The organism is Paraburkholderia kirstenboschensis, assembly GCF_904848585.1.
GTDB classification, from domain to species: domain Bacteria; phylum Pseudomonadota; class Gammaproteobacteria; order Burkholderiales; family Burkholderiaceae; genus Paraburkholderia; species Paraburkholderia kirstenboschensis.
Genome location: NZ_CAJHCR010000001.1, coordinates 1,246,478 through 1,269,537, shown reverse-complemented (window position 1 = coordinate 1,269,537; position 23,060 = coordinate 1,246,478). Strand labels below are relative to the sequence as shown.

19 protein-coding genes are annotated in these 23,060 nt (G+C 64.2%); 2 read left to right on the top strand and 17 right to left on the bottom strand.

Going from position 1 to position 23,060, the window contains the following annotated elements; translation table 11 throughout:
• Window positions 1-105: 105 nt before the first annotated feature.
• The 4 genes from JMY24_RS05775 to JMY24_RS05760 all read right to left on the bottom strand — a co-directional run bounded on the left by JMY24_RS05775 (window position 106) and on the right by JMY24_RS05760 (window position 6,075).
• On the bottom strand, window positions 106-1,287 hold the full coding sequence (locus JMY24_RS05775) for an acetyl-CoA C-acetyltransferase (protein ID WP_128594960.1): 1,182 nt from the start codon (window positions 1,285-1,287) through the stop codon (window positions 106-108).
• A gap of 127 nt (window positions 1,288-1,414) precedes the next feature.
• A complete protein-coding gene (gene phaC / locus JMY24_RS05770; protein WP_128591687.1) occupies window positions 1,415-3,289 on the bottom strand; it encodes a class I poly(R)-hydroxyalkanoic acid synthase in 1,875 nt (624 codons plus the stop codon).
• 651 nt (window positions 3,290-3,940) lie between these two features.
• A complete protein-coding gene (gene pgeF / locus JMY24_RS05765; protein ID WP_201701499.1) occupies window positions 3,941-4,801 on the bottom strand; it encodes a peptidoglycan editing factor PgeF in 861 nt (286 codons plus the stop codon).
• Window positions 4,798-6,075: an RluA family pseudouridine synthase gene (locus JMY24_RS05760; RefSeq protein ID WP_128594958.1), complete on the bottom strand. Its 1,278-nt coding sequence runs from the start codon at window positions 6,073-6,075 to the stop codon at window positions 4,798-4,800. Before JMY24_RS05760 ends, pgeF begins: the two co-directional genes overlap by 4 nt.
• Window positions 6,076-6,113: 38 nt before the next feature.
• Here JMY24_RS05760 and JMY24_RS05755 point away from each other — a divergent pair, with 38 nt between their 5' ends.
• Window positions 6,114-6,974 (top strand): outer membrane protein assembly factor BamD, encoded by an 861-nt coding sequence (locus tag JMY24_RS05755; protein ID WP_128590908.1) that lies wholly within the window; start codon window positions 6,114-6,116, stop codon window positions 6,972-6,974.
• Between the two features lie 76 nt (window positions 6,975-7,050).
• On the opposite strand, the gene rlmD is transcribed toward JMY24_RS05755, so the two are convergent.
• The 6 genes from rlmD to surE all read right to left on the bottom strand — a co-directional run bounded on the left by rlmD (window position 7,051) and on the right by surE (window position 13,317).
• The gene (gene rlmD, locus JMY24_RS05750) at window positions 7,051-8,517 is read right to left on the bottom strand and encodes a 23S rRNA (uracil(1939)-C(5))-methyltransferase RlmD (protein WP_201701498.1); all 1,467 of its coding nucleotides are present in this window, start codon (window positions 8,515-8,517) and stop codon (window positions 7,051-7,053) included.
• 98 nt (window positions 8,518-8,615) lie between these two features.
• The gene (locus JMY24_RS05745; RefSeq protein ID WP_027778413.1) at window positions 8,616-9,392 is read right to left on the bottom strand and encodes a 3'-5' exonuclease; all 777 of its coding nucleotides are present in this window, start codon (window positions 9,390-9,392) and stop codon (window positions 8,616-8,618) included.
• A 4-nt stretch (window positions 9,393-9,396) separates the two neighbouring features.
• Entirely contained in the window at window positions 9,397-10,476 is a 1,080-nt protein-coding gene (gene rpoS / locus JMY24_RS05740; protein WP_128590902.1) for an RNA polymerase sigma factor RpoS, read from the bottom strand.
• An 11-nt stretch (window positions 10,477-10,487) separates the two neighbouring features.
• Complete coding sequence (locus JMY24_RS05735) at window positions 10,488-11,426, bottom strand: peptidoglycan DD-metalloendopeptidase family protein (protein WP_201701497.1); 939 nt, start codon at window positions 11,424-11,426, stop codon at window positions 10,488-10,490.
• Between the two features lie 5 nt (window positions 11,427-11,431).
• Complete coding sequence (locus JMY24_RS05730) at window positions 11,432-12,562, bottom strand: protein-L-isoaspartate(D-aspartate) O-methyltransferase (RefSeq protein WP_201701496.1); 1,131 nt, start codon at window positions 12,560-12,562, stop codon at window positions 11,432-11,434.
• Entirely contained in the window at window positions 12,559-13,317 is a 759-nt protein-coding gene (gene surE / locus JMY24_RS05725; RefSeq protein WP_201701495.1) for a 5'/3'-nucleotidase SurE, read from the bottom strand. The genes JMY24_RS05730 and surE overlap by 4 nt, the downstream gene beginning before the upstream one ends.
• A gap of 208 nt (window positions 13,318-13,525) precedes the next feature.
• On the opposite strand from surE, the gene JMY24_RS05720 reads away from it, so the two are divergent.
• On the top strand, window positions 13,526-14,500 hold the full coding sequence (locus tag JMY24_RS05720; RefSeq protein ID WP_201701494.1) for an NADPH:quinone oxidoreductase family protein: 975 nt from the start codon (window positions 13,526-13,528) through the stop codon (window positions 14,498-14,500).
• 132 nt (window positions 14,501-14,632) lie between these two features.
• Here JMY24_RS05720 and JMY24_RS05715 read toward each other — a convergent pair whose 3' ends face one another.
• The 7 genes from JMY24_RS05715 to dnaX all read right to left on the bottom strand — a co-directional run bounded on the left by JMY24_RS05715 (window position 14,633) and on the right by dnaX (window position 23,049).
• A complete protein-coding gene (locus JMY24_RS05715; RefSeq protein ID WP_128590801.1) occupies window positions 14,633-15,457 on the bottom strand; it encodes an ABC transporter permease in 825 nt (274 codons plus the stop codon).
• Window positions 15,458-15,514: 57 nt separating this feature from the next.
• Window positions 15,515-16,327, bottom strand: coding sequence for an ABC transporter ATP-binding protein (locus JMY24_RS05710; protein ID WP_128590803.1), 813 nt, complete (start codon window positions 16,325-16,327; stop codon window positions 15,515-15,517).
• A 92-nt stretch (window positions 16,328-16,419) separates the two neighbouring features.
• Complete coding sequence (locus JMY24_RS05705) at window positions 16,420-17,457, bottom strand: ABC transporter substrate-binding protein (protein WP_128590805.1); 1,038 nt, start codon at window positions 17,455-17,457, stop codon at window positions 16,420-16,422.
• Between the two features lie 162 nt (window positions 17,458-17,619).
• A complete protein-coding gene (locus JMY24_RS05700) occupies window positions 17,620-18,879 on the bottom strand; it encodes a CaiB/BaiF CoA transferase family protein (RefSeq protein WP_128594955.1) in 1,260 nt (419 codons plus the stop codon).
• Window positions 18,880-18,948: 69 nt separating this feature from the next.
• On the bottom strand, window positions 18,949-19,545 hold the full coding sequence (gene recR, locus JMY24_RS05695; protein ID WP_201701493.1) for a recombination mediator RecR: 597 nt from the start codon (window positions 19,543-19,545) through the stop codon (window positions 18,949-18,951).
• Window positions 19,546-19,850: 305 nt separating this feature from the next.
• A complete protein-coding gene (locus JMY24_RS05690; protein ID WP_006048866.1) occupies window positions 19,851-20,177 on the bottom strand; it encodes a YbaB/EbfC family nucleoid-associated protein in 327 nt (108 codons plus the stop codon).
• 79 nt (window positions 20,178-20,256) lie between these two features.
• Window positions 20,257-23,049, bottom strand: coding sequence for a DNA polymerase III subunit gamma/tau (gene dnaX / locus JMY24_RS05685; RefSeq protein WP_201701492.1), 2,793 nt, complete (start codon window positions 23,047-23,049; stop codon window positions 20,257-20,259).
• Window positions 23,050-23,060: the final 11 nt, after the last annotated feature.

Sequence of the window (23,060 nt, the reverse complement as noted above, 5' to 3'; positions counted from 1 at the left end):
GAGGCCGCTACAGCGCTCGCGCGCCGCGTGCCGCGAGCGGCGCGCCTGAACACCCGGTCTGGCACCCGCTGGTGCCTCGCGCGCGCAGGCGGCACGCGCGCCCGATCAAACCCGCTCGAGCGCCAGTGCGACGCCCATGCCGCCGCCGATACACAGCGAAGCGAGACCCTTCTTCGCATCGCGCTTCTGCATTTCGTACAGCAGCGTGACGAGAATCCGGCAGCCGGACGCACCGATCGGGTGGCCGATCGCAATCGCCCCGCCGTTCACGTTGATCTTCGACGTGTCCCAGCCCATCTGCTTGTGCACCGCGAGCGCCTGAGCGGCGAATGCCTCGTTGATTTCCATCAGGTCGAGATCGTTCACGCTCCAGCCTGCGCGCTCCAGACAGCGGCGCGAAGCCGGCACCGGGCCCATGCCCATGACCTTCGGATCGACGCCCGCGTTCGCGTAAGCCTTGATGCGCGCAAGCGGCGTGAGACCGAGCGCTTCGGCTTTCTTCGCGGACATCACGAGCACCGCCGCCGCGCCGTCGTTCAGACCCGACGCGTTGGCCGCCGTCACCGTGCCTTCCTTCGAGAACGCCGGCTTGAGGCCTGCCAGCGCTTCGGCCGTCACACCGTGACGCACGAACTCGTCGGTGGCGAAACGCACCGGGTCGCCCTTGCGTTGCGGAATTTCGACCGGCACGATTTCGTCGTCGAAACGGCCGGACTTTTGAGCGGCTTCAGCCTTGTTCTGCGACAACGCCGCAAACGCGTCCTGCTGTTCACGCGTGATATCGAATTCCTTCGCGACGTTTTCCGCCGTCACGCCCATGTGATACTGGTTGTACACGTCCCACAGGCCGTCGACGATCATCGAGTCGATCAGCTTTGCGTCGCCCATGCGGAAACCGTCGCGCGAACCCGGCAGCACGTGCGGTGCGGCGCTCATGTTTTCCTGACCGCCGGCGATCACGATGTCCGCGTCGCCCGCAATGATCGCGTTGGCCGCCAGCATGACCGCTTTCAGGCCCGAACCGCAGACCTTGTTGATCGTCATGCCGGGTACTGCCGCAGGCAGACCGGCCTTGATCAGCGACTGGCGCGCCGGATTCTGGCCCGAGCCCGCCGTCAGCACCTGCCCCAGAATCACTTCGCTCACCTGCTCGGGCTTCATACCCGCGCGTTCCAGTACCGCGCGGATCACCGTCGCGCCGAGCTCGGGCGCTGGGATCTTCGCCAGCGACCCACCGAATTTGCCTACTGCCGTACGGGCGGCCGATACGATCACAACATCAGTCATTTCGATATCCTCCGGGCACATCGGCTGATTACGCCGCAGCCCGTCACGTTAAAAATCTCGTTGCTCGTCAAAAATCGCCAGCTTGTCTGCTTTCCTGCGTTCGGTCGAACCGCACGCCATGTCCGCCTCACTCGCGCTGCCGCACGTAGCGCCCCGGCGCCGGTTCGATGACCGGGAATTCCTGGGAGCCCGCCGCAGCGCGCGGCTTCACCTTCTTGCCGCCGTACTGATCGAGCCATGTGGTCCACTCGGGCCACCAGCTGCCGGGCACTTCTTTCGCCTCGCCAAACCATTCGTCGGGGGTTTCCGGCAACTCCCCGGTTTCGCTCTCGAGCGTCCAGTAACTGCGCTTCTTTTTCGCGGGCGGATTGATCACGCCGGCGATATGACCCGACGCGCCGAGCACGAACTTCAACGGTCCGGCGAGGAGCGGCACCGACGCATAAGCCGTTTGCCACGGCACGATATGGTCTTCGCGCGAACCGTAAATGAAGGTGGGCACGTCGACCTTCGACAGGTCGACCGGCTCGCCGCAGGTAGTCAGCGCACCCGGCTCGCGCAGACGGTTCTCGAGGTACGTATTGCGCAGATACCAGACATACATGGGGCCCGGCAGGCTGGTCGAGTCGCTGTTCCAGTACAGCAGGTCGAACGGCACCGGCGTGCGTCCCTTCAGATAATTGTCGACCACGTAGTTCCACACGAGGTCGTTCGGCCGCAGAAACGAAAACGCGTTGGCGAATTCGACGCCGCGCATGAGTCCCGGCGGCGTACCGTTCTTGCCGCCGATGGTCTGCTCGCGCATCTGCACATGCGCTTCGTCGACGAAGATATCGAGCACGCCCGTGTCGGAGAAGTCGAGCATCGTGGTGAGCAGCGTCATCGACGCGGCCGGATGTTCGCCGCGCGCCGCAGCGACCGCGAGCGCAGTGGCGAGCAGCGTGCCGCCTACGCAGAAGCCGAGCGTGTTGATCTGCTCACGCCCGCTGATCCGGCTCACCGTTTGCAATGCCGTGAGAACGCCCTCGCCGACGTAGTCGTCCCACGTTTTATGGGCGATCGAGGTATCCGCGTTACGCCAGGAGATCAGAAACACCTGGTGTCCCGAATCGAGCACATGCGCGACCAGCGAGTTCTCCGGCTGCAGGTCGAGAATGTAGTACTTGTTGATGCACGGCGGCACGATCAGCAGCGGACGCTCGCGCACGGTCGCCGTGCGCGGCTTGTACTGGATCAACTGCATCAGCTCGTTTTCGAAAACGACCGAGCCTTCGGTGGTCGCGAGATTCTCGCCGACCACGAAGCGCGACTCATCTGTTTGCGAAATCTTGCCGCGCTGCATGTCGGTAAGCAGATTCATCACGCCCTGACGCAAGCTCTCGCCGTGACTTTCCAGCAAGGTCTTCTGCGCCTCGGGATTCAACGCGAGGAAGTTGCTCGGCGATGCGGCGGCAGTCCATTGCTGAACTGCAAAACGGATGCGCTCGCGCACCTTCGGTTCGGCTTCCAGAGCATCGACCATTTCCTGCAGATAGCGTGCGTTCAGCAGATACCATGCGGCGGTGAATGCGAAGGCTGGCGTGGAACTCCATGCGTCGGAACTGAAGCGGCGGTCCTTGAGTTCGGGCGCCTTTGGCGCTGCGCCGTTGCCGCTCGCCTGCTGGAGCAGGACCATCGCTTCGCGCGTGTAGTCGGCTTGCAGTTTCTGCAGACGTTCGGGCGGAATCGCCGCGGCTGGCATAGTCAATCCTGCCAGCGAAGGCATGGCGGGCATCGCGCCCGCTGCCAGCTTGCTGAAGTCAGGCATGCCTGGGAAGCCAGGAAACGTCGCTGGAAACGCCGCAGGAAACGCCGCCGAAAACGACGGCATTTGCGGCAAGCTCCAAGGTGCCGCGCCTTGCGCTGGAGGAACCTGCGGCATGGCGAACGGCGTGCCGTTGCCACCGGGTGCCGCGCCGAGCGCGCGCCACGCGTTCAACCAGGCGTCGAAAAATTGCTGCATGCCGGCGGCCGGTGTTGCTCCGCTCGTATCGGCCTGCTGCGTATGCTCCTTCGAGGAGTCGGTGCTGGGGGAAGCTGAGGAATGAGAAGCTGCCATACCTGCTTTTGACCGGTAAGTCCTTGCGGACGGTTGAGAGGCAGGTTCTTGCGCACGTGGGCGATCGCTCGCGCCCTCGTCACGCCCTGTCCCATGTACGAGGAGCTGTGAGAAACATTCTTGCTCCCCATCGCAAGGCATGTCAATGCTTGTTCCCGATTTTGCCGCAGTGCGATAGTTTTTTAATTATCGTTTTCCCTGTATAGCCTGTCGTGATTTTCGGCCATATGTCCTGCGCATGTCGGATCGCGAAAAAAACACGCGTTCTACAGCGCTTTAATCACATTTATGGATTGCAGCGGAACTCTCAATCTCGGCCGTTTTATCGACTCGAGTGAGTTCCGGCAGCGCAGCAAAAAGCGTAGTGCGCACGCTCCGAGAAGAGAGGCATACGCATGCTCGTAGATAATGCGGCGCGCGACGCGCGCGAATGATTGCCGTGCGCCGGGGCAGCACGTTAATCGTTGCAGCGCCGTCGTCGAAGATCATGCGCAGCGCGTTAATCGCTGAACGTTAATCGCTGAACGCTAACCGCTGAACGTTGGTCGCCGCGCGTCAGTCACCGAGTGTCTGTGCCTGATCGTCGAGCCAGATCAAAGCGGCCATCCGGCCGGTCTCGCGATCGCGACGATACGAATAGAACCGCTCGCGTTGCGTGACCGTGCACAGATCGCCGCCGACAATGCGCGTCACGCCGAGCCGCTGCAAGCGCAAGCGAGCCAGCGCCGGAAGGTCAGCAAGATATTTGCCGGCGTTCCGCGGATGCTCGACAAAAGCACTCGCCGTGGCCTCGCGCTCGCTTTCTTCCGTGCCGCTCATGAAGGCGTCGCGCACGTCCGGACCGACTTCGAACGAGTCCGGTCCAATGCACGGTCCGAGGTACGCGTGCAACGCGCCCGCTTGCACGCCGGCGAGTTCCGCGACGCGTCCGGCCGTTTGCTCCACGATGCCTGCCGCGAGTCCGCGCCATCCCGCATGCGCCGCGCCGACTGCGCGCCCAGCTTCGTCGCACAACAGCACCGGCATGCAGTCGGCGATCATCACCACGCAGGCGATGCTCGCGCGATCGGTAACGCTCGCGTCAGCCTGCGCCGGCGCGCCGCTCGCGCGCGCCTCGCGAAGCGCGTCTTCCGCACGCACGATGCGCGCTCCGTGAACCTGATCGAGCCACGCTGCCTTGCTCAAGCCCGTTAGTTCCAGAAGCCGCGCGCGATTGGCGGCGACGGTCGCCAGATCGTCACCGGATTTCATCCCGAGATTCAGGCCGCCGGGCTGGTCCGCGCCGTCGCGCCAGCGCCCGAACGGCGGCTCGCTCACGCCGCCGTCGCGCGTGGTGACGAGCGCGCGCACGCGGGGCGCCACGTTCCATGCGGGTTGCACGACATCGGCAAAGCTCAGTTGCGGCAGGCTCGTCATGCGCGATCGTCCTCGTCTTGCTCTGGATGGTCCGTGGCTGCGTCGTCTTCATCGTGCTCATCGAGGTCGTCCATCTCTTCGCCGGGGGATGCTTCGTAGCCGTCTTCCTCATAGTACGTCTCGTCGAACTCGCCCGCATCGTCGCGGCCGAGACCGAGCGCCGCCGACAGCGCCGCGATGTCCTCGGGCACGTCGGCGCGCCATTGCATCGTGCGGCCGGTTTTCGGGTGAATCAGACCGAGACGCCATGCATGCAGCGCCTGACGCGCGAACTCGCCAGGCAGCGGCGCAACCGAGCGCTTGCCGCGGGCGCGGCCATAGACAGGATCGCCAAGCAGCGGGTGGCCAATGTGCGCGCAGTGCACGCGAATCTGATGCGTGCGGCCCGTTTCAAGGTCGCAGTGGATCGCGGTGACCGGCTGACGCTGCCAGATCGCCGTATCGACGCGCCGGAAATGCGTGCGCGCCGGTTTACCCGATGCGCCCGTGACCACCGCCATGCGGGTGCGTTCGCGCGGATCGCGGCCGATCGGGGCGTCGATCGTGCCTTCTTCAGGCATGTTGCCCCACACGAGCGCGAGATAGCGGCGCTTCACCGTGCGCGCCTGCAACTGGCGCACGAGGTCGGTCTGCGCTTCGAGCGTGCGCGCAACCACCATCAGCCCTGACGTTTCCTTGTCCAGCCGATGCACGATGCCCGCGCGCGGCAAGCCCGCCGCCGCGTCGCCATAGCGGTACAGCAGACCGTTCAGCACCGTGCCGCTCCAGTTGCCGGCCGCTGGATGCACGACCATGCCGGCCGGCTTGTTGATGACCACGAGCGTGTCGTCTTCGTAGACGATTTCCAGCGGCACCGGTTCGGGCGTGAAAGCGAGCTGTTCGGGCAGCAGATCCGGCACGAGTTCGATCGTCGCGCCGAGCGGCACCGGCTGGCGGATTTTCGCGGGCTTGCCGTCGATGCGCACGCGCTCCGCCTCGATCCAGCTTTGAAGACGGTTGCGCGAAAACTCGGGGAACACACGCGCAAGCACCTTGTCGAGGCGCTCGCCTGCCAGTTCGTCGGGCACTACGACATTGCGCGGCGTTTCGTCAGTGACACGGTTCGCCACGGTGGGTACCGTGCTCGCCGCACGGGCCGCGCCGAGCGCGTCGGCGCCGAGATCGTCGTCGAGCGAATCCGCGCCCAACGCGTCGGAGGGGTCGGCGCTTACGTTATAATCTTCGTTGCTATTCCCGGCACCGGTTGCAGCGCCTGGAGTATTTGAGCGGGTCATTGAGTCTGGGTCACCTGGACGTAAAGCTAGACTGGAAAATGCGAGCCTTGAACACCATCACTAAAGCGGCGATCAATTTGAAGGCCCTGAAGAACGCGGCCCGGAAAGTGGCCGGATACATTGCGTGTGCCGCAGCCGTCGCGGTTGTTGCGGCTTGCCACGGCCTGCCGGAGAAGACCGACGAAACGGCAACGTGGAACAACAACAAATTATATACGGAGGCGAACGACGCCTTGAGCGGCGGCGATTTCGGCAAGTGCGCGAAATACTTCGAAATGCTCGAAGGCCGCGACCCGTTCGGCCACTTCGCACAGCAGGCGCAGATCAACGTCGCGTATTGCAGTTGGAAAGACAATGAAGCCGCGGCCGCCGACCAGGCTATCGACCGCTTCATCCAGCTTCACCCGGATCACCCGGACATCGCCTACGCGTACTACCTGAAGGGCATGATCCACTTCAACGACGACCTGGGTCTCTTCGGCCGCTTCTCCGGTCAGGACATGAGCGAGCGCGATCCGAAGTCGCTGCGTGAGTCGTACGACGCGTTCAAGGTCGTCGTCGACCGTTACCCCAACAGCAAATACGCGCCGGACGCCGCACAGCGCATGCGCTACATCGTAAACGCGCTGGCGTCGCACGAAGTCCACGCGGCGGACTACTACTACCGCCGTGGCGCCTATGTGGCTGCGATCAACCGCGCGCAACTCGCGTTGAAGGAATACAAGAACGCACCGGCTATCGAAGACGCACTGCACATCATGATGCTGTCGTATGAGAAGCTGAACCAGCCGCAACTCGCCGACGACACGAAGCGCGTCCTGGCCGGCACCTTCCCCGACAGCCCGTATATCACGGGCCATGCACGGCCGGGCAAGGAAAAGTCGTGGTGGCAGTTCTAAGCCGCGCGGCACGCTGAAAAATCGGCTGCAAGTGAAAAACGCCACGACCCAGGTCGTGGCATTTTGCTTTGCGCGTTCAGTCCAGGCGTTCGCGGGTGCGTTCGTGTGTCCGTGAATCGCGCTCGAACAACGCAATCGACTCCACGTGCGACGTGTGCGGGAACATGTTGACGACGCCAGCACCCACCAGCCGGTAGCCCGCCTCATGCACGAGCAGACCCGAGTCGCGCGCAAGCGTCGACGGGTTGCAGGACACGTAGACGATGCGCTGCGGCAACGGCCCGTTGCCGCTCTGAGCGATCTCGGCCAAAGCTTTCGCGACAGCCAGCGCGCCTTCGCGCGGCGGGTCGATCAGGAACTTGTCGAAGTGGCCGAGCGCGCGAATGTCGTCGGCGGTGACTTCGAAAAGATTGCGGCACGCGAATGACGTATGCCCCGCCACGCCGTTCAGCTCGGCGTTGGCGAGCGCCCGCGAGGTCAGCACTTCGCTGCCTTCGATACCCACTACTTCCTTCGCGACACGGGCGAGCGGCAGCGTGAAGTTGCCGATCCCGCAGAACAGGTCGAGCACTCGGTCGGTGCGCACAGGCGCCAGTAGACGCAGCGCGCGGCTCACGAGCACACGGTTGATCGCGTGATTGACCTGCGTGAAGTCGGTCGGCTTGAACGGCATCCGGATGTCGTATTCGGGCAGCGTGTAGTCGAGCTGCACGTCGAGCGGATAGAGCGGCGCGACAGTGTCGGGCCCGCCTGGCTGGATCCAGAACTGGACCTTGTACTCGTCGGCGAACTCGCGCAGCACCTGTTCGTCAGCAGGAGTCAAAGGTTCCAGGTTGCGCACGACGAGCGCCGTCACCGACGAGCCGACCGCCAGTTCGAGCTGCGGCATGCGATCGTAAATGGACAGCTTGCGCACCATGAAGCGCAGCGGCATCAGCATTGCCGACACATGCGGCGGCAGAACTTCGCAGGTTTTCATATCCGCGATGTAGCTGCTCTTCTTCTCGTGAAAGCCGATACGCATGCCGCCTTTTTCCGGCAGGAAACGCACCGCGAGACGCGCGCGGTAGCGGTAGCCCCAAGCCGGTCCGTCAATCGGCCGGAACACCGTTTCAGGGCGTAGCTTCGCCAGATGCTGAAGGTTGTCCTCGAGCACGCGCTGCTTGACCGCGACTTGCGCGCGAATATCCAGATGCTGCATCGAACAGCCGCCGCAAGTGTCGAAGTACACGCACTTTGGCTTGGTGCGCATCACGCTTTCGCGGAACACCTGAACGACTTCGGCTTGCTCGAATTTCGGCTTGCTGCGATGTGTCGAGTAGCTCACGCGCTCGCCGGGCAGCGCGCCTTCGACGAAGACCACCTTGCCGGGCGTGCCGTCCTCGCCCTCCATGCGGCCGACGCCGCGGGCTTCCATATCGAGCGAAACGATTTCAATGACCGGTTCATTGCCGGTGATGACGTGCGCTGGCGCAGGAGCGGGCGTCTTATGGTATTTCGACGGGCGCTTCGGCGAGCGACGGTGGGGGGCAGTTCGGGACACCTGCTACTTCCTGGCAAACTTTGGGGAAAGGCGAGATTGTAGACGAAGCGCCGGGCGACGCCTTCGCCCCACGCGCATCTCCAGCACCGCCTGCACCGCTACTGATCGAACGCCGCCAGATACTCCGCCCATTGCGGCGCCGTTTCGAGCGCCAGCGCGTTCTTGACGAGATTGATCTCGTCGGCGTATTCCGCCGCGGAAAATGCGCCGCGAATGAGTTGGAAGCGGCAATAGAGCAGATACGTATTCACGACGTCGGTCTCGCAGTAATTGCGGATTTCCTCGATCCGCCCTTCCTGATACGCATGCCACACCTGGCTGCCGTCCATGCCCATCTTGCCGGGAAAGCCGCACATTTTCGCCAGCGCGTCGAGCGGCGCGTTGGCGCGCGCCTGGTACATTGCGAGCACGTCCATCAGGTCGGTGTGGCGCGCGTGATAGCGGCTAATGTAGTTGTTCCACTTGAACTCGCGGTCGTCCTCGCCAAGATCCCAGAACCGGTAAGCGGGTATCCCGTTGACGAGCGCGCGATAGTTCAGCACCGGCAAATCGAAGCCGCCGCCGTTCCACGACACGAGCTGCGGCGTGTACTTCTCGATCACGCGATAAAACGACTGCACGAGCGCCGCTTCGCCGTCTTCCAGTGTGCCGAGCGAGCGCACGCGAAAACCGTTGTTATCGCGGAACACACAGGAGATCGCGGCGATCCGTTGCAGATGATGCGGCAGAAAATCGCTGCCGGTCTTATCGCGGCGGGCGGCAAACGCGTGCTCGGCGACTTCGGCGTCGCTCATCGTGGCGGGCAAATCTTCGAGGCGGCGGATGCCGGCGACATCGGGAATCGTCTCGATGTCGAAAACAAGAATCGGTGTCATCAGGTTAGAGAACGGCGTCTTTCCGAACGCCGTTGGAGGCGAAAAAGCGCTTCAACCGCACGAGCGCTTCCTGTTGGATCTGGCGCACACGCTCGCGCGTGAGGCCCATTTCATCGGCGAGCTCTTCGAGCGTGGCGGGCTCGATGTGGTTCAGGCCAAACCGGCGTTCGATCACATGACGGTGCTTGTCCGACAAACGCGCAAGCCACGCGCGCGTGAGCGTTTCCAGTTCGCGATGCTGGACCTCGGCGTCCGGCGACTGGCTCTGGTCGTCGGACAACAGATCGAGCAGACTGCTGGCCGGATCGAGATCGAGCGGCGCGTCGAGCGACGCCGTGTGCTCGTTGAGCGCAAGAATGTCGGTGACTTCGTCAGTGGTCTTACCAGTCAGATACGCGATGTCGTCGATGCTTGCGTCGCGGCGCTCGGCTGCTTCGCCCGAATTCATTGAATTTTTTTCCAGATGGCGCTTCGCACGCAACACCTGATTGAGCTCGCGAATCACGTGCACCGGCAAGCGCACGGTGCGCGCCTGGTTCATGATCGCGCGCTCGATGCTCTGTCGTATCCACCAGGTCGCATAAGTGGAAAACCGGAAGCCGCGCGTGGGATCGAATTTCTCGATGGCGTGCATCAGGCCGAGGTTGCCCTCTTCGATCAGATCGAGCAGCGGCACGCCGCGGTTCAGATAACCCTTAGCGATGCTGACGACAAGCCGCAGATTGCGCTCGATCATCACCTGCCGTGCTTCGAACTCACCCGCCTTCGCAAGACGGGAGTACTTCTGCTCCTCTTCGACTGTGAGGAGCGGCTTTACGCTGATGCGATTCAGATAATGCTGGATCGTGTCGGCCGTCAGCTCGGCCTGCAGCAGCGCGCGGAAATCGTCGGCGTCGGGCACGACCTCGGTCGCGCCTTCGCGCGCGTCGCCGCCTTCTTCCGCGCTTTGACGGTCGTCGAGTTCGCGCTCGTCCGCCGTCTCTTCTTCCGCTTCGGAAGCGCCGCTTTGGTCCACCGAAGCGGACGTGGCATCGCTGATCGTTTCAGATTCGGCTTGCGGCAGGCGGCGCTTCGATTTCGGCATGGTCGTATCGCTTATTGCGGCGGCAAATACTTCAGTGGGTCGACAGGTTTACCCTGTCGGCGAACTTCGAAATGCAACATGACGCGGTCTGAATCGCTGTTACCCATCTCGGCGATTTTCTGCCCTTTCGTTACCGCGTCCCCCTCTTTTACCATCAAAGAGCGGTTGTGTGCATACGCGGTGAGATAAGTTGCATCATGCTTGATGATAATGAGATTGCCGTAACCACGCAGCCCATTTCCGGCATAAACCACACGGCCGTCGGCGGAGGCCTTTACCGCGTCGCCCGCCGCGCCGCCAATATTGACACCTTTGTTTGTCGAATCGTTAAACGTACCGAGCAGCGGACCGCGCACCGGCCACGTGAAGTTCACGTTGCCGGATGCACCGGCGCTCGATTCGCTCGCTGCACCAGCACTGGACGGCGGCGTGAGCGCAGCGTTGTTCGCAGTCGCACCGTAGATGGGCGGCGCGGCGACGCCGGCCACAGCACCCGCGGACGGCGACGTGCCGTTCAGCGGCGCGCCCTGCACTGTGCCGGTGCTGCCGATGGGCGCGGTGGTCACGCCGGGCGTCGACGCGGCGCCATTGGCGCCTGGCGGTACAACGCGCAGCAGTTGATCCACCTCGATCTGATTCGGGTTCGTGAGATTGTTCCACGCGGAAATGTCACGGTAGTTCTGGCCATTCTCGAGTGCGATCCGATACAGCGTGTCGCCGGGCTTCACGCGGTAGTAGCCCGGCGGCGGCGGCCCGAGCGGCACTGGCGGCTGCTGCGCTGCCTGTGTGCTGAGCACGTTGCCGCCGGAGCGGTCGACGACCGGCGCCTGATCGAGCCGGGATGCACAGGCTGTCATCAACAGGGACAAGGCGAGCACGCACACGCTGCGCTGGGTTACGGACATGGGGACATTCAGGCTGGTTCTTTGCATCGCGCGCAACATACTCATCGGTGTCAAATCACTCCGGATTTTAAGGGTACAAAGAAAACGCGATCAAGCCGCGACTCGCGCCACTGCGCCGGTCCGAGACGCTCGACGAGCGTCAATACCTGGCTCTGACCTTCCTGCGAGCCGACCGGCGCGATCAGACGGCCGCCGATCGCGAGTTGTTCAAGTAATGCTTGCGGTACGTCGAGGCCCGCGGCGGCGATCAGAATCGCGTCGAAAGGCGCCGCCGACGGCAGACCCAAACGCCCGTCGCCATAGTGCAGCCGGATGTTCGGAATTCGCAGCGGACGCAAGTTTGTCTTCGCGCGCTCGGACAACGGCTTGATCCGTTCGATCGAATACACCTCGCGCGCAACCTGGCTCAGCACCGCCGCCTGATAACCGCAACCCGTGCCGATCTCGAGCACATTGGTCAGCGCGCGGCCCGCCGCAGCGAGTTCGATCATTCGCGCGACCACCGACGGCTTCGAGATAGTCTGGTGATGCCCGATCGGCAGCGCGGCATCTTCGTAGGCCTGAACCGCGAGACCCGGATCGACGAACATGTGGCGCGGCACGATCGACATTGCGTTCAACACGCGCTGATCGGTGACGCCGTTCGCACGCAGGCGTTCGACCATGCGTTCGCGAACCCGTTCCGAAGTCAACGCCATGGCGCCGTTCAAAGCGACGTTCGGCGCGGCGCTGCGCTCCACCGAGCGGGTTGCGGGTTTTGCCGACGGCGCCAACTGCGCAGCGGGTTTAGCTGGTGTTCGCGCGGGCGCGGGCGCTGGCGCCAGTGCAGCGGTCCTGCCCGAAGACGACGGACGCACACTCGCACTCTGCACGACGGGCCTCGCCGGCGCTTTGGCTGCAGGCGCGGCAAGCGGCTTTGGCGGCGTGATGACTTGCGGCCTTGCTTGTGCACCGACCGGCGACTTTGCCGGGACCGGCGTCTGCGCTCGACCTTGCTTCGACGGCGCTTTGCCCGCCGCACCGGGCTGCAGATTCTTCGCGGGTTGGTGCCGCGCATTGAGCGCCGCATTCGCGGCAAGCGCCGCGGCGCGCACTTCGCCCGGACGGCCTTCGGGCCGGCGCGGCTCGCGCACGAGATCCTCGAGACCGAGCGGGAAGCGCTTCGCGCGCTCGCTCGTCATGAAGCGCCGCTGCCCGCGCGCGCCCAGTCGCGCGCCGCCGGCAGCATTTGCGTGTGAGTCAGATCCAGCTGCAGCGGCGTGATCGACACATGGCCGTTGGCGACTGCGTGGAAATCCGTGCCTTCGCTTGCATCGCGCGCGCTGCCCGACGGCCCGATCCAGTAGATCGGCTCGCCGCGCGGATTGGTCTGGCGGATCACCGGCTGCGACGGGTGCCGCTTGCCAAGACGCGTGATATGCCAGTCGCGCAATTGCTCGTACGGCAGGTTCGGAATATTGACGTTCAGGAGCGGATGCCCCGGCAGCGGATGCGCGAGATAGTGCGCGACGATGTCCGCGGCGACGCGCACCGCCTCTTCGAGATGCACCCAGTCCTTGTCGACGAGCGAGAATGCGATGGCCGGCACACCGAACATGATGCCTTCCGTAGCCGCCGCGACGGTGCCCGAATAAAGCGTGTCCTCGCCCATGTTCTGACCGTTGTTGATACCCGACACGACGAGATCGGGCGTGTGGTCGAGCATGCCCGTCAGCGCGATGTGCACGGAATCGGTAGGCGTGCCGTTCACGTAGTAGAAACCATTGGCTGAGCGCAGCACCGAAAGCGGCCGCGACAACGTCAGGGAATTGGACGCGCCGCTGCAGTTCTGTTCGGGCGCCATCACGGTCACGTCCGCGAGCGGCTTGAGCGCGTCGTAAAGCGCGCCAAGCCCGGGCGCCAGATAACCGTCGTCGTTGCTGAGTAGAATTCGCATGCGGCGATTGTAACCGAGGAAAGAAGGCGCGCGAACGACACGGCAGGCGTGTTGCGCGCACCACGCTAAGCCTGGGCGCCGGCCTCGCGATACAGGTGCATGCGGCTTGCGGCAACGCGAGCTGCGCTCGGGCAAAGGAGATAAACGCACGGTCGTACGGATGCTTTACACTCGAAGCGACTGCGAACCCTGACCGAATGGAGACACGATGCGCGCGATACGCTGCAACCAGTACGGGCCGCCCGAGAGCCTCACCGTAGAGAACCTGCCGGACCTTCTGCCCGAGACCGGCCAGGTCGTGATCGACGTGAAGGCCGCCTCCGTCAACTTTCCCGATGTGCTGATCATTGAGAACAAGTATCAATTCAAACCGCCGCTGCCCTTTACGCCCGGCTCCGAAGTCGCGGGAATCGTGCGCGCGGTCGGCGCAGGCGTCACGCAGTTCGTGCCCGGCTCGCGCGTGGTCGCGTTCACCGGTTCGGGCGGCTTCGCGGAGCAGGCCGTCGCGAGCGCCTCGGCATGCGTTCCGCTCGCGGACGGCGTCGACTTCGAACTGGCCGCGGCGTTCACGCTGGCGTATGGCACCTCGCACCATGCGGTCGTGGATCGCGCCGCGTTGCAAGCTGGCGAGACGATGCTCGTGCTCGGCGCAGCAGGCGGTGTCGGCCTTGCAGCTGTCGAAATCGGCAAGGCGCTCGGTGCTCGCGTGATCGCGGCCGCTTCGAGCGACGAAAAGCTCGCTATATGCACAGAGCATGGCGCGGATGCGACGATCAACTACAGCACCGAAGACTTGCGCGAGCGCATCAAAGCGCTCACCGGCGGCCACGGTCCGGACGTGATCTACGATCCGGTCGGCGGCGCGTATACCGAGCCGGCGTTTCGCAGCATCGGTTGGCGCGGGCGTTATCTGGTGGTGGGTTTTGCGAACGGCGAGATCCCGAAGCTGCCGCTCAATCTGACGCTGCTCAAAGGCGCAAGCGTGGTCGGTGTGTTCTGGGGAGATTTCGCGAAGCGCGAGCCCGAGCGCAATCACGCCGCCTTCGAGCAGATGATCGGCTGGATACGCGAAGGCAAGCTCAAACCTTACGTGTCGGCCCGCTACCCGCTCGAAGAAACGGGGCGCGCGCTGCGCGATATGGCCGAGCGCCGCGTGATCGGCAAGGTGGTGATTACGCCATGACTGGAGGCGCGCCCGTGGCTACGGTACGGCTGCGGCCCGCAGCCAACCGTCACTGGGCGTTCGGCAAAATAAAAACAGCGTGTGGCTTTTCAACTCACACGTTGCTTTTCTCTTGCACGGCGTTTGCGATCCCTAAAGCTTTTCGGTATCGCCGGTCTTCGGCTGCCACTTCATCAGATGCCTTTCCCCCACGCCGACGATCGCGTCGAGAACCAGCGCGAACGCGGTCAGCACCAGAATGCCGGCGAACACCGTGTTGATGTCAAAGGTGCCTTCGGCTTGCAGAATCAGGTAGCCCACGCCGCGCGCCGAGCCGAGATACTCGCCCACCACCGAGCCGACGAACGCCAGGCCCACCGACGTATGCAAGCTCGAAAACACCCAGCTCATCGCGCTCGGCAGATAAACGAAACGCAGCAGTTGCTTGCCGTTCGCGCCGAGCATGCGCGCGTTGGCGAGCACGACCGGGCTCACTTCCTTCACGCCTTGATACACGTTGAAGAACACGATGAAGAACACCAGCGTGACGCCCAACGCGACCTTCGACCAGATGCCGAGACCGAACCACACGCCGAAGATCGGCGCGAGAATCACGCGCGGCATCGAGTTCGCGGCCTTGATATACGGATCGAACAGCGCGCTCGCGAGCGGCGAGAGCGCTAGCCATAAACCGACGCCAAGTCCCAGCGCCGTGCCGAGCGCAAACGCGAGCACGGTCTCGAGCAACGTGATCCACAGGTGCAGATAAATCTCGCCGGTCGTGAACCACTCCCAGATCCGCAGCAGCACTTTTTGCGGTTCGCCGAAGAAGAACGCTGCCTTGTTCGGGTCGTCAAAATAAAACGCCGGCAAGAGCGTCGGGCTAGTCAGCACGTACCAGAGCACGAAGCACAGCACGAGCAGCAGCCATTGCCAGATCACCAGATTCGCCCGATTGGGGCGCAACGTCTTCCACATGACTCGGTTTGCCTTAGACGATTGATAGACGTAAAACGTGACGCGCGCGAACAGTCATTACACGGCGGTCAGTTGTTGCTGATAGCCCTTGAGCACCTCGTCGCGCAGCACACTCCAGATCTGCGCGTGCAATTCGACGAAGCGCGGATGCGAGCGGATTTCCGCGACGTCGCGCGGACGCGGCAAGTCGATCGTGAATTCGCCGATGGGATGCGTGCCCGGCCCCGCCGACAGAACGACCACGCGGTCGGACATCGCGATCGCCTCGTCGAGGTCGTGCGTGATGAAGAGCACTGCTTTGCGTTTGGCTGCCCACAGGTCGAGCAACTCGTTTTCCATCAGCTGACGCGTCTGGATATCGAGCGCTGAAAACGGTTCGTCCATCAGGATGATGTCCGGATCGAGAATCAGCGTCTGCGCCATCGCCACGCGCTTGCGCATGCCGCCCGACAATTGGTGCGGATAGCGGTCGCCGAAGCCGCCGAGGCCCACGCGCTTGAGCCATTCGTCCGCCTTGTCGCGCGCCTCGGCTGGCGGCACGCCGTGAAACGCGAGGCCCGCGAGCACGTTGTCGATAGCCGAGCGCCACGGCATCAATGCATCGGCCTGGAACATGTAACCCGCGCGCCGGTTGATGCCCTTCAACGGCTCGCCGAATACGCTGACCGTGCCCGACGACGGCCCGAGCAGACCGGCGCCGACGTTCAGCAACGTGGATTTACCGCAGCCGGTCGGGCCCACTACGGAGACGAACTCGCCCGGCGCGATTCTCAACGTGGTGTCCTTGACCGCCGTGTAGCGCTGCGCGCGGTTGTCGCGCGCAGCGAACGTGCAAGTGATGTTTTCGAGCGCCAGGGCTGCAACGGTCATCGTTCGACTCTGTTCGTGAATCGGTTTGGAGTGGGACGCCACGCGTCGAGCGTGGCGTCACGTTACGCTACGTCCCGCTATGAGGGACGACCTTAGGCCTTCACCGTGGTCAGCGCTTTCTTGACGAAGTCGTTCGTCCACGTCTTCGACACGTCGATCGGCTTGCCCTGCACCGCCGGATCGAACGCCTGCAAGGTCTTGAGCGCCGTCGCCGGGCCGTCGACGGGCATCAGGCCATCGGGCGACATCGCTTCCTTCACGTGCTGCCATGCGTCCAGATAGACCGCGCGATCTCCAAGCAAGTAGCCTTCGGGCACCGTGTTGATGAGTTCGGTGCCGGTCGCGGTCTGCAGCCACTTGAGCGCGCGCACCATCGCGTTGGTCAGCGCCTGCGTGGTGTTCGGATTCTTCGTGATGAAACTTTGCGATGCATACAGGCACCCTGCCGGCATGTCGCCGCCGAACACGCTGCGCGTGTCGGCGAGCGTGCGCGTATCGGAGACGACGCGAATCTCGCCGGTACGTTCAAGTTTGGTCATCACCGGGTCGAGATTGGCGAGCGCGTCGATCTGCCCGGACTGCAGCGCCGCGATTGCGCCGGCGCCCGCGCCGACGCCGATGAACGCGACGTCTTTCGCGGTCAGCCCGCCCTTGGCCAACACGAAGCTCGCCATGATCGAAGTCGACGAACCCGGCGCCGTCACGCCGATTTTCTTGCCCTTCAGATCGGCGATCGACTTGTAGTTCGGCATGGTCTTCTTCGACACCGCGAGCACGATCTGCGGCGCGCGTCCCTGCAATACGAATTCGCGGAACGACTGCTTCTGCGCCTGCAGCAGCAACGTGTGTTCGAACGCGCCGGAGACGACATCGGCGCTGCCGCCCACCGCCGCCTTCAACGCTTGCGAGCCGCCGGCGAAGTCGGAGATCTCGACGTCGAGTCCTTCGTCCTTGAAGTAATTGCGGCGCTCGGCAATCGTGAGCGGCAAATAGTAGAAGAGGTTTTTTCCGCCGACAGCAATGGCCACCTTCGTGGTTTCCAGTTTGCTCTGTCCGAAAGCGAGCGGTGCGGCCGTCAGCGTGGCGCCAGCAAGCGCGGCGGTACCGGCGAGGAAGCTTCTGCGATGCATGTTCGTTGTCTCCGAGTCTCTTGCAAAATCTGGTCTTGCGATTTTATTTGTTCGGCCGCAGCGGGCGTGGCTCGCATGCGTTGCTCATCTGCGTGGCTCGCATGCGTTGCTCACCTGCGTCGCCCACATGCCCAGCCCAAATGCGCGGGTCGCGCACGGTGCTCACACGATTTGTTGCGCGTGCAACCTTGCGATGTGGTCTGCATCATAACCTAGCGATTGCAGGACTTCATCCGTATGTTCACCCAGTTCGGGGCCGAGCCAGCGCGTCTCGCCGGGCGTCTCCGAGAGCTTCGGCGTGACCGCCGGCAACGTGATCTCGCGGCCGTCCTGCCACTTGAAGCGCTGGATCATCTGGCGCGCCATGTACTGCGGATCGGTGAACATATCGGCCACGCTGTAGATGCGGCCCACCGGCACGTCTGCTGCGTTGAGCACCGCGAGCGCTTCGTCTATCGTGCGCGTGGCGAGCCACGCGGCAATCGCAGCGTCGATTTCCTGCGTGCGCGGCACGCGGCCGTCGTTATGCGCGAGAGCGGGATCGTTCGCGAGGTCTTCGCGTTCGATCGCGATCATCAGGCGCCTGAAGATCGGATCGCTATTGCCGCCGATCACGATGCTGCCGTCGCGGCAAGGATAGGTATTGGACGGCACGATACCCGGCAACGACGCGCCGGTACGCTCGCGCACCATGCCATAGACGCCGTATTCGGGCACCACGCTTTCCATCATGTTGAAGACGGCCTCGTACAGCGCGACGTCGACGACCTGCCCCTTGCCGCCGTTCACCTGCTTGTGATGCAGCGCCATCAGCGCGCCGATCACACCGTGCAGCGCCGCGATCGAATCGCCGATGGAGATGCCGATGCGCGGCGGCGGCAAATCGGGATAGCCGGTGATATGCCGCAAGCCGCCCATCGACTCGGCGATCGCGCCAAAGCCGGGCCGGTCGCGATACGGTCCGCTCTGGCCGTAGCCGGACAAGCGCACCATCACGAGCCCGGGGTTTTCCGCCGACAGCACGTCATAACCGAGCCCAAGTTTCTCGAGCAGACCAGGCCGGAAATTTTCGACGACGATATCTGCTTCGCGCGCGAGACGCCGCACGATCTCCTTGCCCTCCTCGGCCTTCAGATTGATCGTGACGGATTTCTTGTTGCGCGCCTGCACGGCCCACCACAAAGAGGTGCCGCCGACTTCCGGATAGAGCTTGCGCCATTTGCGCAGCGGATCGCCGCCTTTAGGGTCTTCGATCTTGATCACGTCCGCGCCGAACTCGCCGAGAAAGCGGGCGGCAAACGGCCCCGCGATCAGCGTGCCGAGTTCCAGCACCTTCACGCCGGCAAGCGGGCCTGATTGGCTTTGCGGCGCCTCTTTCGCCTCTTTCGCCTCGTTGACGCCTGATTCGGGAGTTGCGCTCATAGTCTCCTTTGTTCTGTTCTGTATTTGCGGCGGCGACGCCGCTTGCACGGGCTGCAGCGCGCGGTGTCGCTACATCGAGCGGCGGTCGAGCATTGCGCGGGCGATCGTGCCGGCGTCGACGTATTCGAGTTCGCCGCCCACCGGCACGCCGCGCGCGAGGCGCGTGACGGCGAGGCCGCGCGCCTTGAGCGTCTGCCCGAGGTAATGCGCGGTCGCCTCGCCTTCGTTGGTGAAATTGGTTGCCAATACGACTTCTTTCACGACGCCGTCCGACGCTCGCCTGACCAGTCGGTCGAAATGTATCTCCTTCGGGCCGATGCCGTCGAGGGGACTCAGACGGCCCATCAGCACGAAGTACAGACCGCGGTACGTCATGGTCTGTTCGAGCATGATCTGGTCTGCAGGCGTTTCGACGACGCACAGCAGCGTCGGATCGCGCTCGGGATCCAGGCACACTTCGCAGATCTGCGCTTCGGTGAAGGTATTGCACTTCTCGCAATGCTGCAGATGCTCGGTCGCGAACAGCAACGCGCGGCCGAGCTTTTCGGCGCCGTCGCGGTCGTGCTGCATCAGGTGGTACGCCATGCGTTGCGCGGACTTTGGCCCGACTCCGGGCAGCGTGCGCAGCGCTTCGACGAGCGCCGACAAGGCGGAAGGTTGTTTCATGCGAATCGGCGTCGAGGTGGGTATGCCAGGGCAGGCGGGTTTGTGATGCGGTTGGGCGTGTAGCGGTTCTTCAGACTCTGTCAGACTCTGCCCGCCTTCGGATGGATCGCGCAAGCGCGTATGCATCGCGCAGTCGGCGACCGTCGATATGCGGTCCGCAAAGTGCGCGCCGCACTCGCGCGGCGCGGAACGGCCGGCTCGAATGCGAACTCCGTGCTTGCGACGCACAGCCATCCCGCGACGCTTGTCGCTCACGCGCCGCGTTAGCTAAACGTTCGCGCCCGCTCCGGCGTGCCGCGTCACTCTCAGAACGGCAGCTTGAAGCCCGGGGGCAACGGCAGGCCCGAGGTCATGCCGCCCATTTTTTCCTGGGCGGTGGCTTCGGCCTTGCGCACGGCGTCGTTGAACGCAGCGGCGACGAGGTCTTCCAGCATGTCCTTGTCGTCGGCGAGCAGGCTCGGATCGATCGACACGCGGCGCACGTCGTTCTTGCAGGTCATCGTCACCTTCACGAGACCGGCGCCCGACTGGCCCTCGACTTCGATCTGAGCGAGCTGCTCCTGCATCTTCTTCATGTTTTCCTGCATCTGCTGGGCTTGCTTCATCAGCCCGGCGAGTTGACCTTTCATCATGGAAATGCTCCTTCTTGATAGCGTGAAATTCGAAAATCGCGCGCGCCTCAGTGTGTTTCCGGCGTGATGGCGCGGCGAATCAGTGAACGGTGGACGCGCCGTTCGGGCCGGCGTCCGGATTAATCGAGCTAATCGGGCGGATCGAGCCCGGCACGATGCTCGCGCCGAACTCGCGGATCAGCGACTGCACGAACGGATCGGCGCCGATTTCGCGCTCCGCTTCCTGCTGGCGTTGTGCCCGCATGGCGGCGTCGTGAGCGGCTGCCGTGCGGCGCGCCGGGCCGACTTCGACCTGCACGTCGACATGCTGGCCGAGCCTGTCGACGAGCGCGCTTTTCAGTTTCGCGACTTGCGAGGCTTCCGCGTATTGCGGCACGGGCACATTCAGTTTCAGCGTATTGCCTTCGAGCGCCATCAGTTCGCTGTTGAACGCCAGCTGATACGAGATGCCCTTGAGCGGCAGGTCGACGGCGAGCGCGGGCCAGTCGCCTTTGAACCCGAGCGGATCGAGCGGCACGGCGGGCGGCAGCGGACGCTGATCGACGACCGGCGCGGTCGCAGACGTCGGCGCGTTCACGCGGACGTCGTCAGGGCCGCTGTCGAACACGGGCATGTAGTTGTCGTCGGGCGGTCCGTAGTAGCCGTCATCCGATGCCGAAAGCGGCACGTAGTCGTCTGGCGGCATGTCGTCCCATGGAGGAACCGGCGAGCCGTTTGACTGCGACTCTTTGCGCGCCGCAGATTGAGCCGGCGCCGCTGCGGGTGCTGCCGCGCGAGCGCCCGATGCGGACTCCTGCTGTGCCGCGCCGCGCGGCGCGCCGGGCGTCGGCACCGGAACCACCACGCGCGGCGCGGCCGGCTTCGGAATCGAGGGCGCCGCAGGCTTCGCGGTCGAGGCGGCGTTCGCGCGGCCACGGTCGGACGACACCTTCAGGCCGGCGCTGCGCAGAACGTCGAGCGCGGCGCTCGCGCCGCCTGCGCGGCGCGGCGGTGCATCGGGCAACATCGCAGGCGCGGGTTCAGCCGCTTCATTCGAATCGGTCGCGGACGCGGCTTCGCTCGCGCGCGCGAACGCGGCGGCAGCCGGTGCGCTGAGCGTGGCGGGCGGCGTGCTTTCCGGGGACGCTGTTTCTGCGGACGTCGATTCCGATACAAGCGCAGCAGGCGTATCCGCTGCTGCGGGCGTCGGCGCGGTTCGAGAGGGCGCTAGTTCGGCGGTTACTGAAGCGGACGCTGCATGGGCAGCGCTCGTGTCCGACGCCTGGGCATGGTTGCCGACAGACACAGCGGGCTCATCGTCCCACGGAGCCAACGCATGCGCTGGCGTACCATCCGAAGCGGCGGATGTTCCCGCGGCGGGCGTTCCCGCGGCCGGCGCGGGCGCATCGATGCGCGTGGGCGTCTGGGCGGTAGTGGCTTCGTCCTGGATCGGCGCCGACTCTGTTTTGAACGCCGGGTCCGATTTTGCCGGCGCCGGATTTTGCGCCGTGTGTTGAGCAGCATCGCCGGAGGCGGATACAGCTTGTGTGCTTGCCGCGACGTCCTGCCTCCGACTGACGCTTGCAGGTGCGCTCCCGGCAGGACCGGCAACGCCTGCTGGTTCCCGAACCGGCTCAGCCGAGGAAACAGCGCCGCGCGAGCCCGCCGCTACCCGTGCGGGCGACGCAGCAACTGCCGCCGACAAACCCGCCGCCGCTACCGCGGGCGTCCCCGCCCGCTTCGCTCCGCTCGCGCCTGCCTGACCGGCTTGCCGGCCAGGCCCGGCTGCTCCACCCCCGCCGCCCGTTGGAGCGGGCTCGAAGGCCAGCATGCGCAGCAGTGTCATGGTGAAACCGGCGTATTCGTCGGGCGCGAGACCCAGCTCGCTCCGGCCGATCGTCGCAATCTGATAGAACAACTGCACCTGTTCGGCGCTGAGCGTATCGGCAAAGCGGCGCAGGTCGCCCGCCTCCGGCCACTCGTCCAGCACCGACGACGGTGCGAACTGCGCCCACGCGATGCGATGCAGCAGGCTCGCGAGATCCTGCAATGCGGTCGAAAACGACAGGCTGCGCAGCGCCATTTCGTCGGCAACCGACAGCACGGCTGCGCCGTCGCCTTCGGCGAGCGCGTCGAGCAGTCGGATCAGGTAGCTCTGATCGAGCGCGCCAAGCATGCCTCGCACGGCCTCTTCATTCACCTGATTCGCCGAATAGGCAATTGCCTGGTCGGTCAGCGAGAGCGCGTCGCGCATCGAACCGTCGGCGGCGCGCGCGAGCAGACGCAACGCCTGCGCCTCGTACGGCACCCTCTCTTCGCCCAGGATGTGTTCGAGATGCGAGACGATGTGGCCGGCCGGCATCTGCTTCAGATTGAATTGCAGACAGCGCGACAGCACCGTGACCGGAATTTTCTGCGGATCGGTAGTGGCGAGAATGAACTTGACGTGCGACGGCGGCTCTTCCAGCGTCTTCAGCATTGCGTTGAAGGCGTGGTTCGTGAGCATGTGCACTTCGTCGATCATGTAGACCTTGAAGCGCGCATCCACCGGCGCGTACACCGCGCGCTCCAGCAGCGCCGCCATTTCGTCTACGCCGCGATTACTCGCCGCGTCCATCTCGACGTAATCGACAAAGCGCCCTTCGTCGATTTCACGGCAGGCCCGGCAGACGCCGCACGGCGTGGAGGTCACGCCGGTTTCGCAGTTCAGCGCTTTGGCGAAGATGCGCGACAGCGTCGTCTTGCCGACGCCACGCGTGCCGGTAAACAGATACGCGTGATGCAGACGGCCGCCGTCGAGCGCGTGCGTGAGCGCGCGCACCACGTGCTCCTGTCCGACGAGCGACGCGAAATCTTTCGGCCGCCATTTGCGTGCGAGAACTTGATAGGTCATCGGGAAATTGT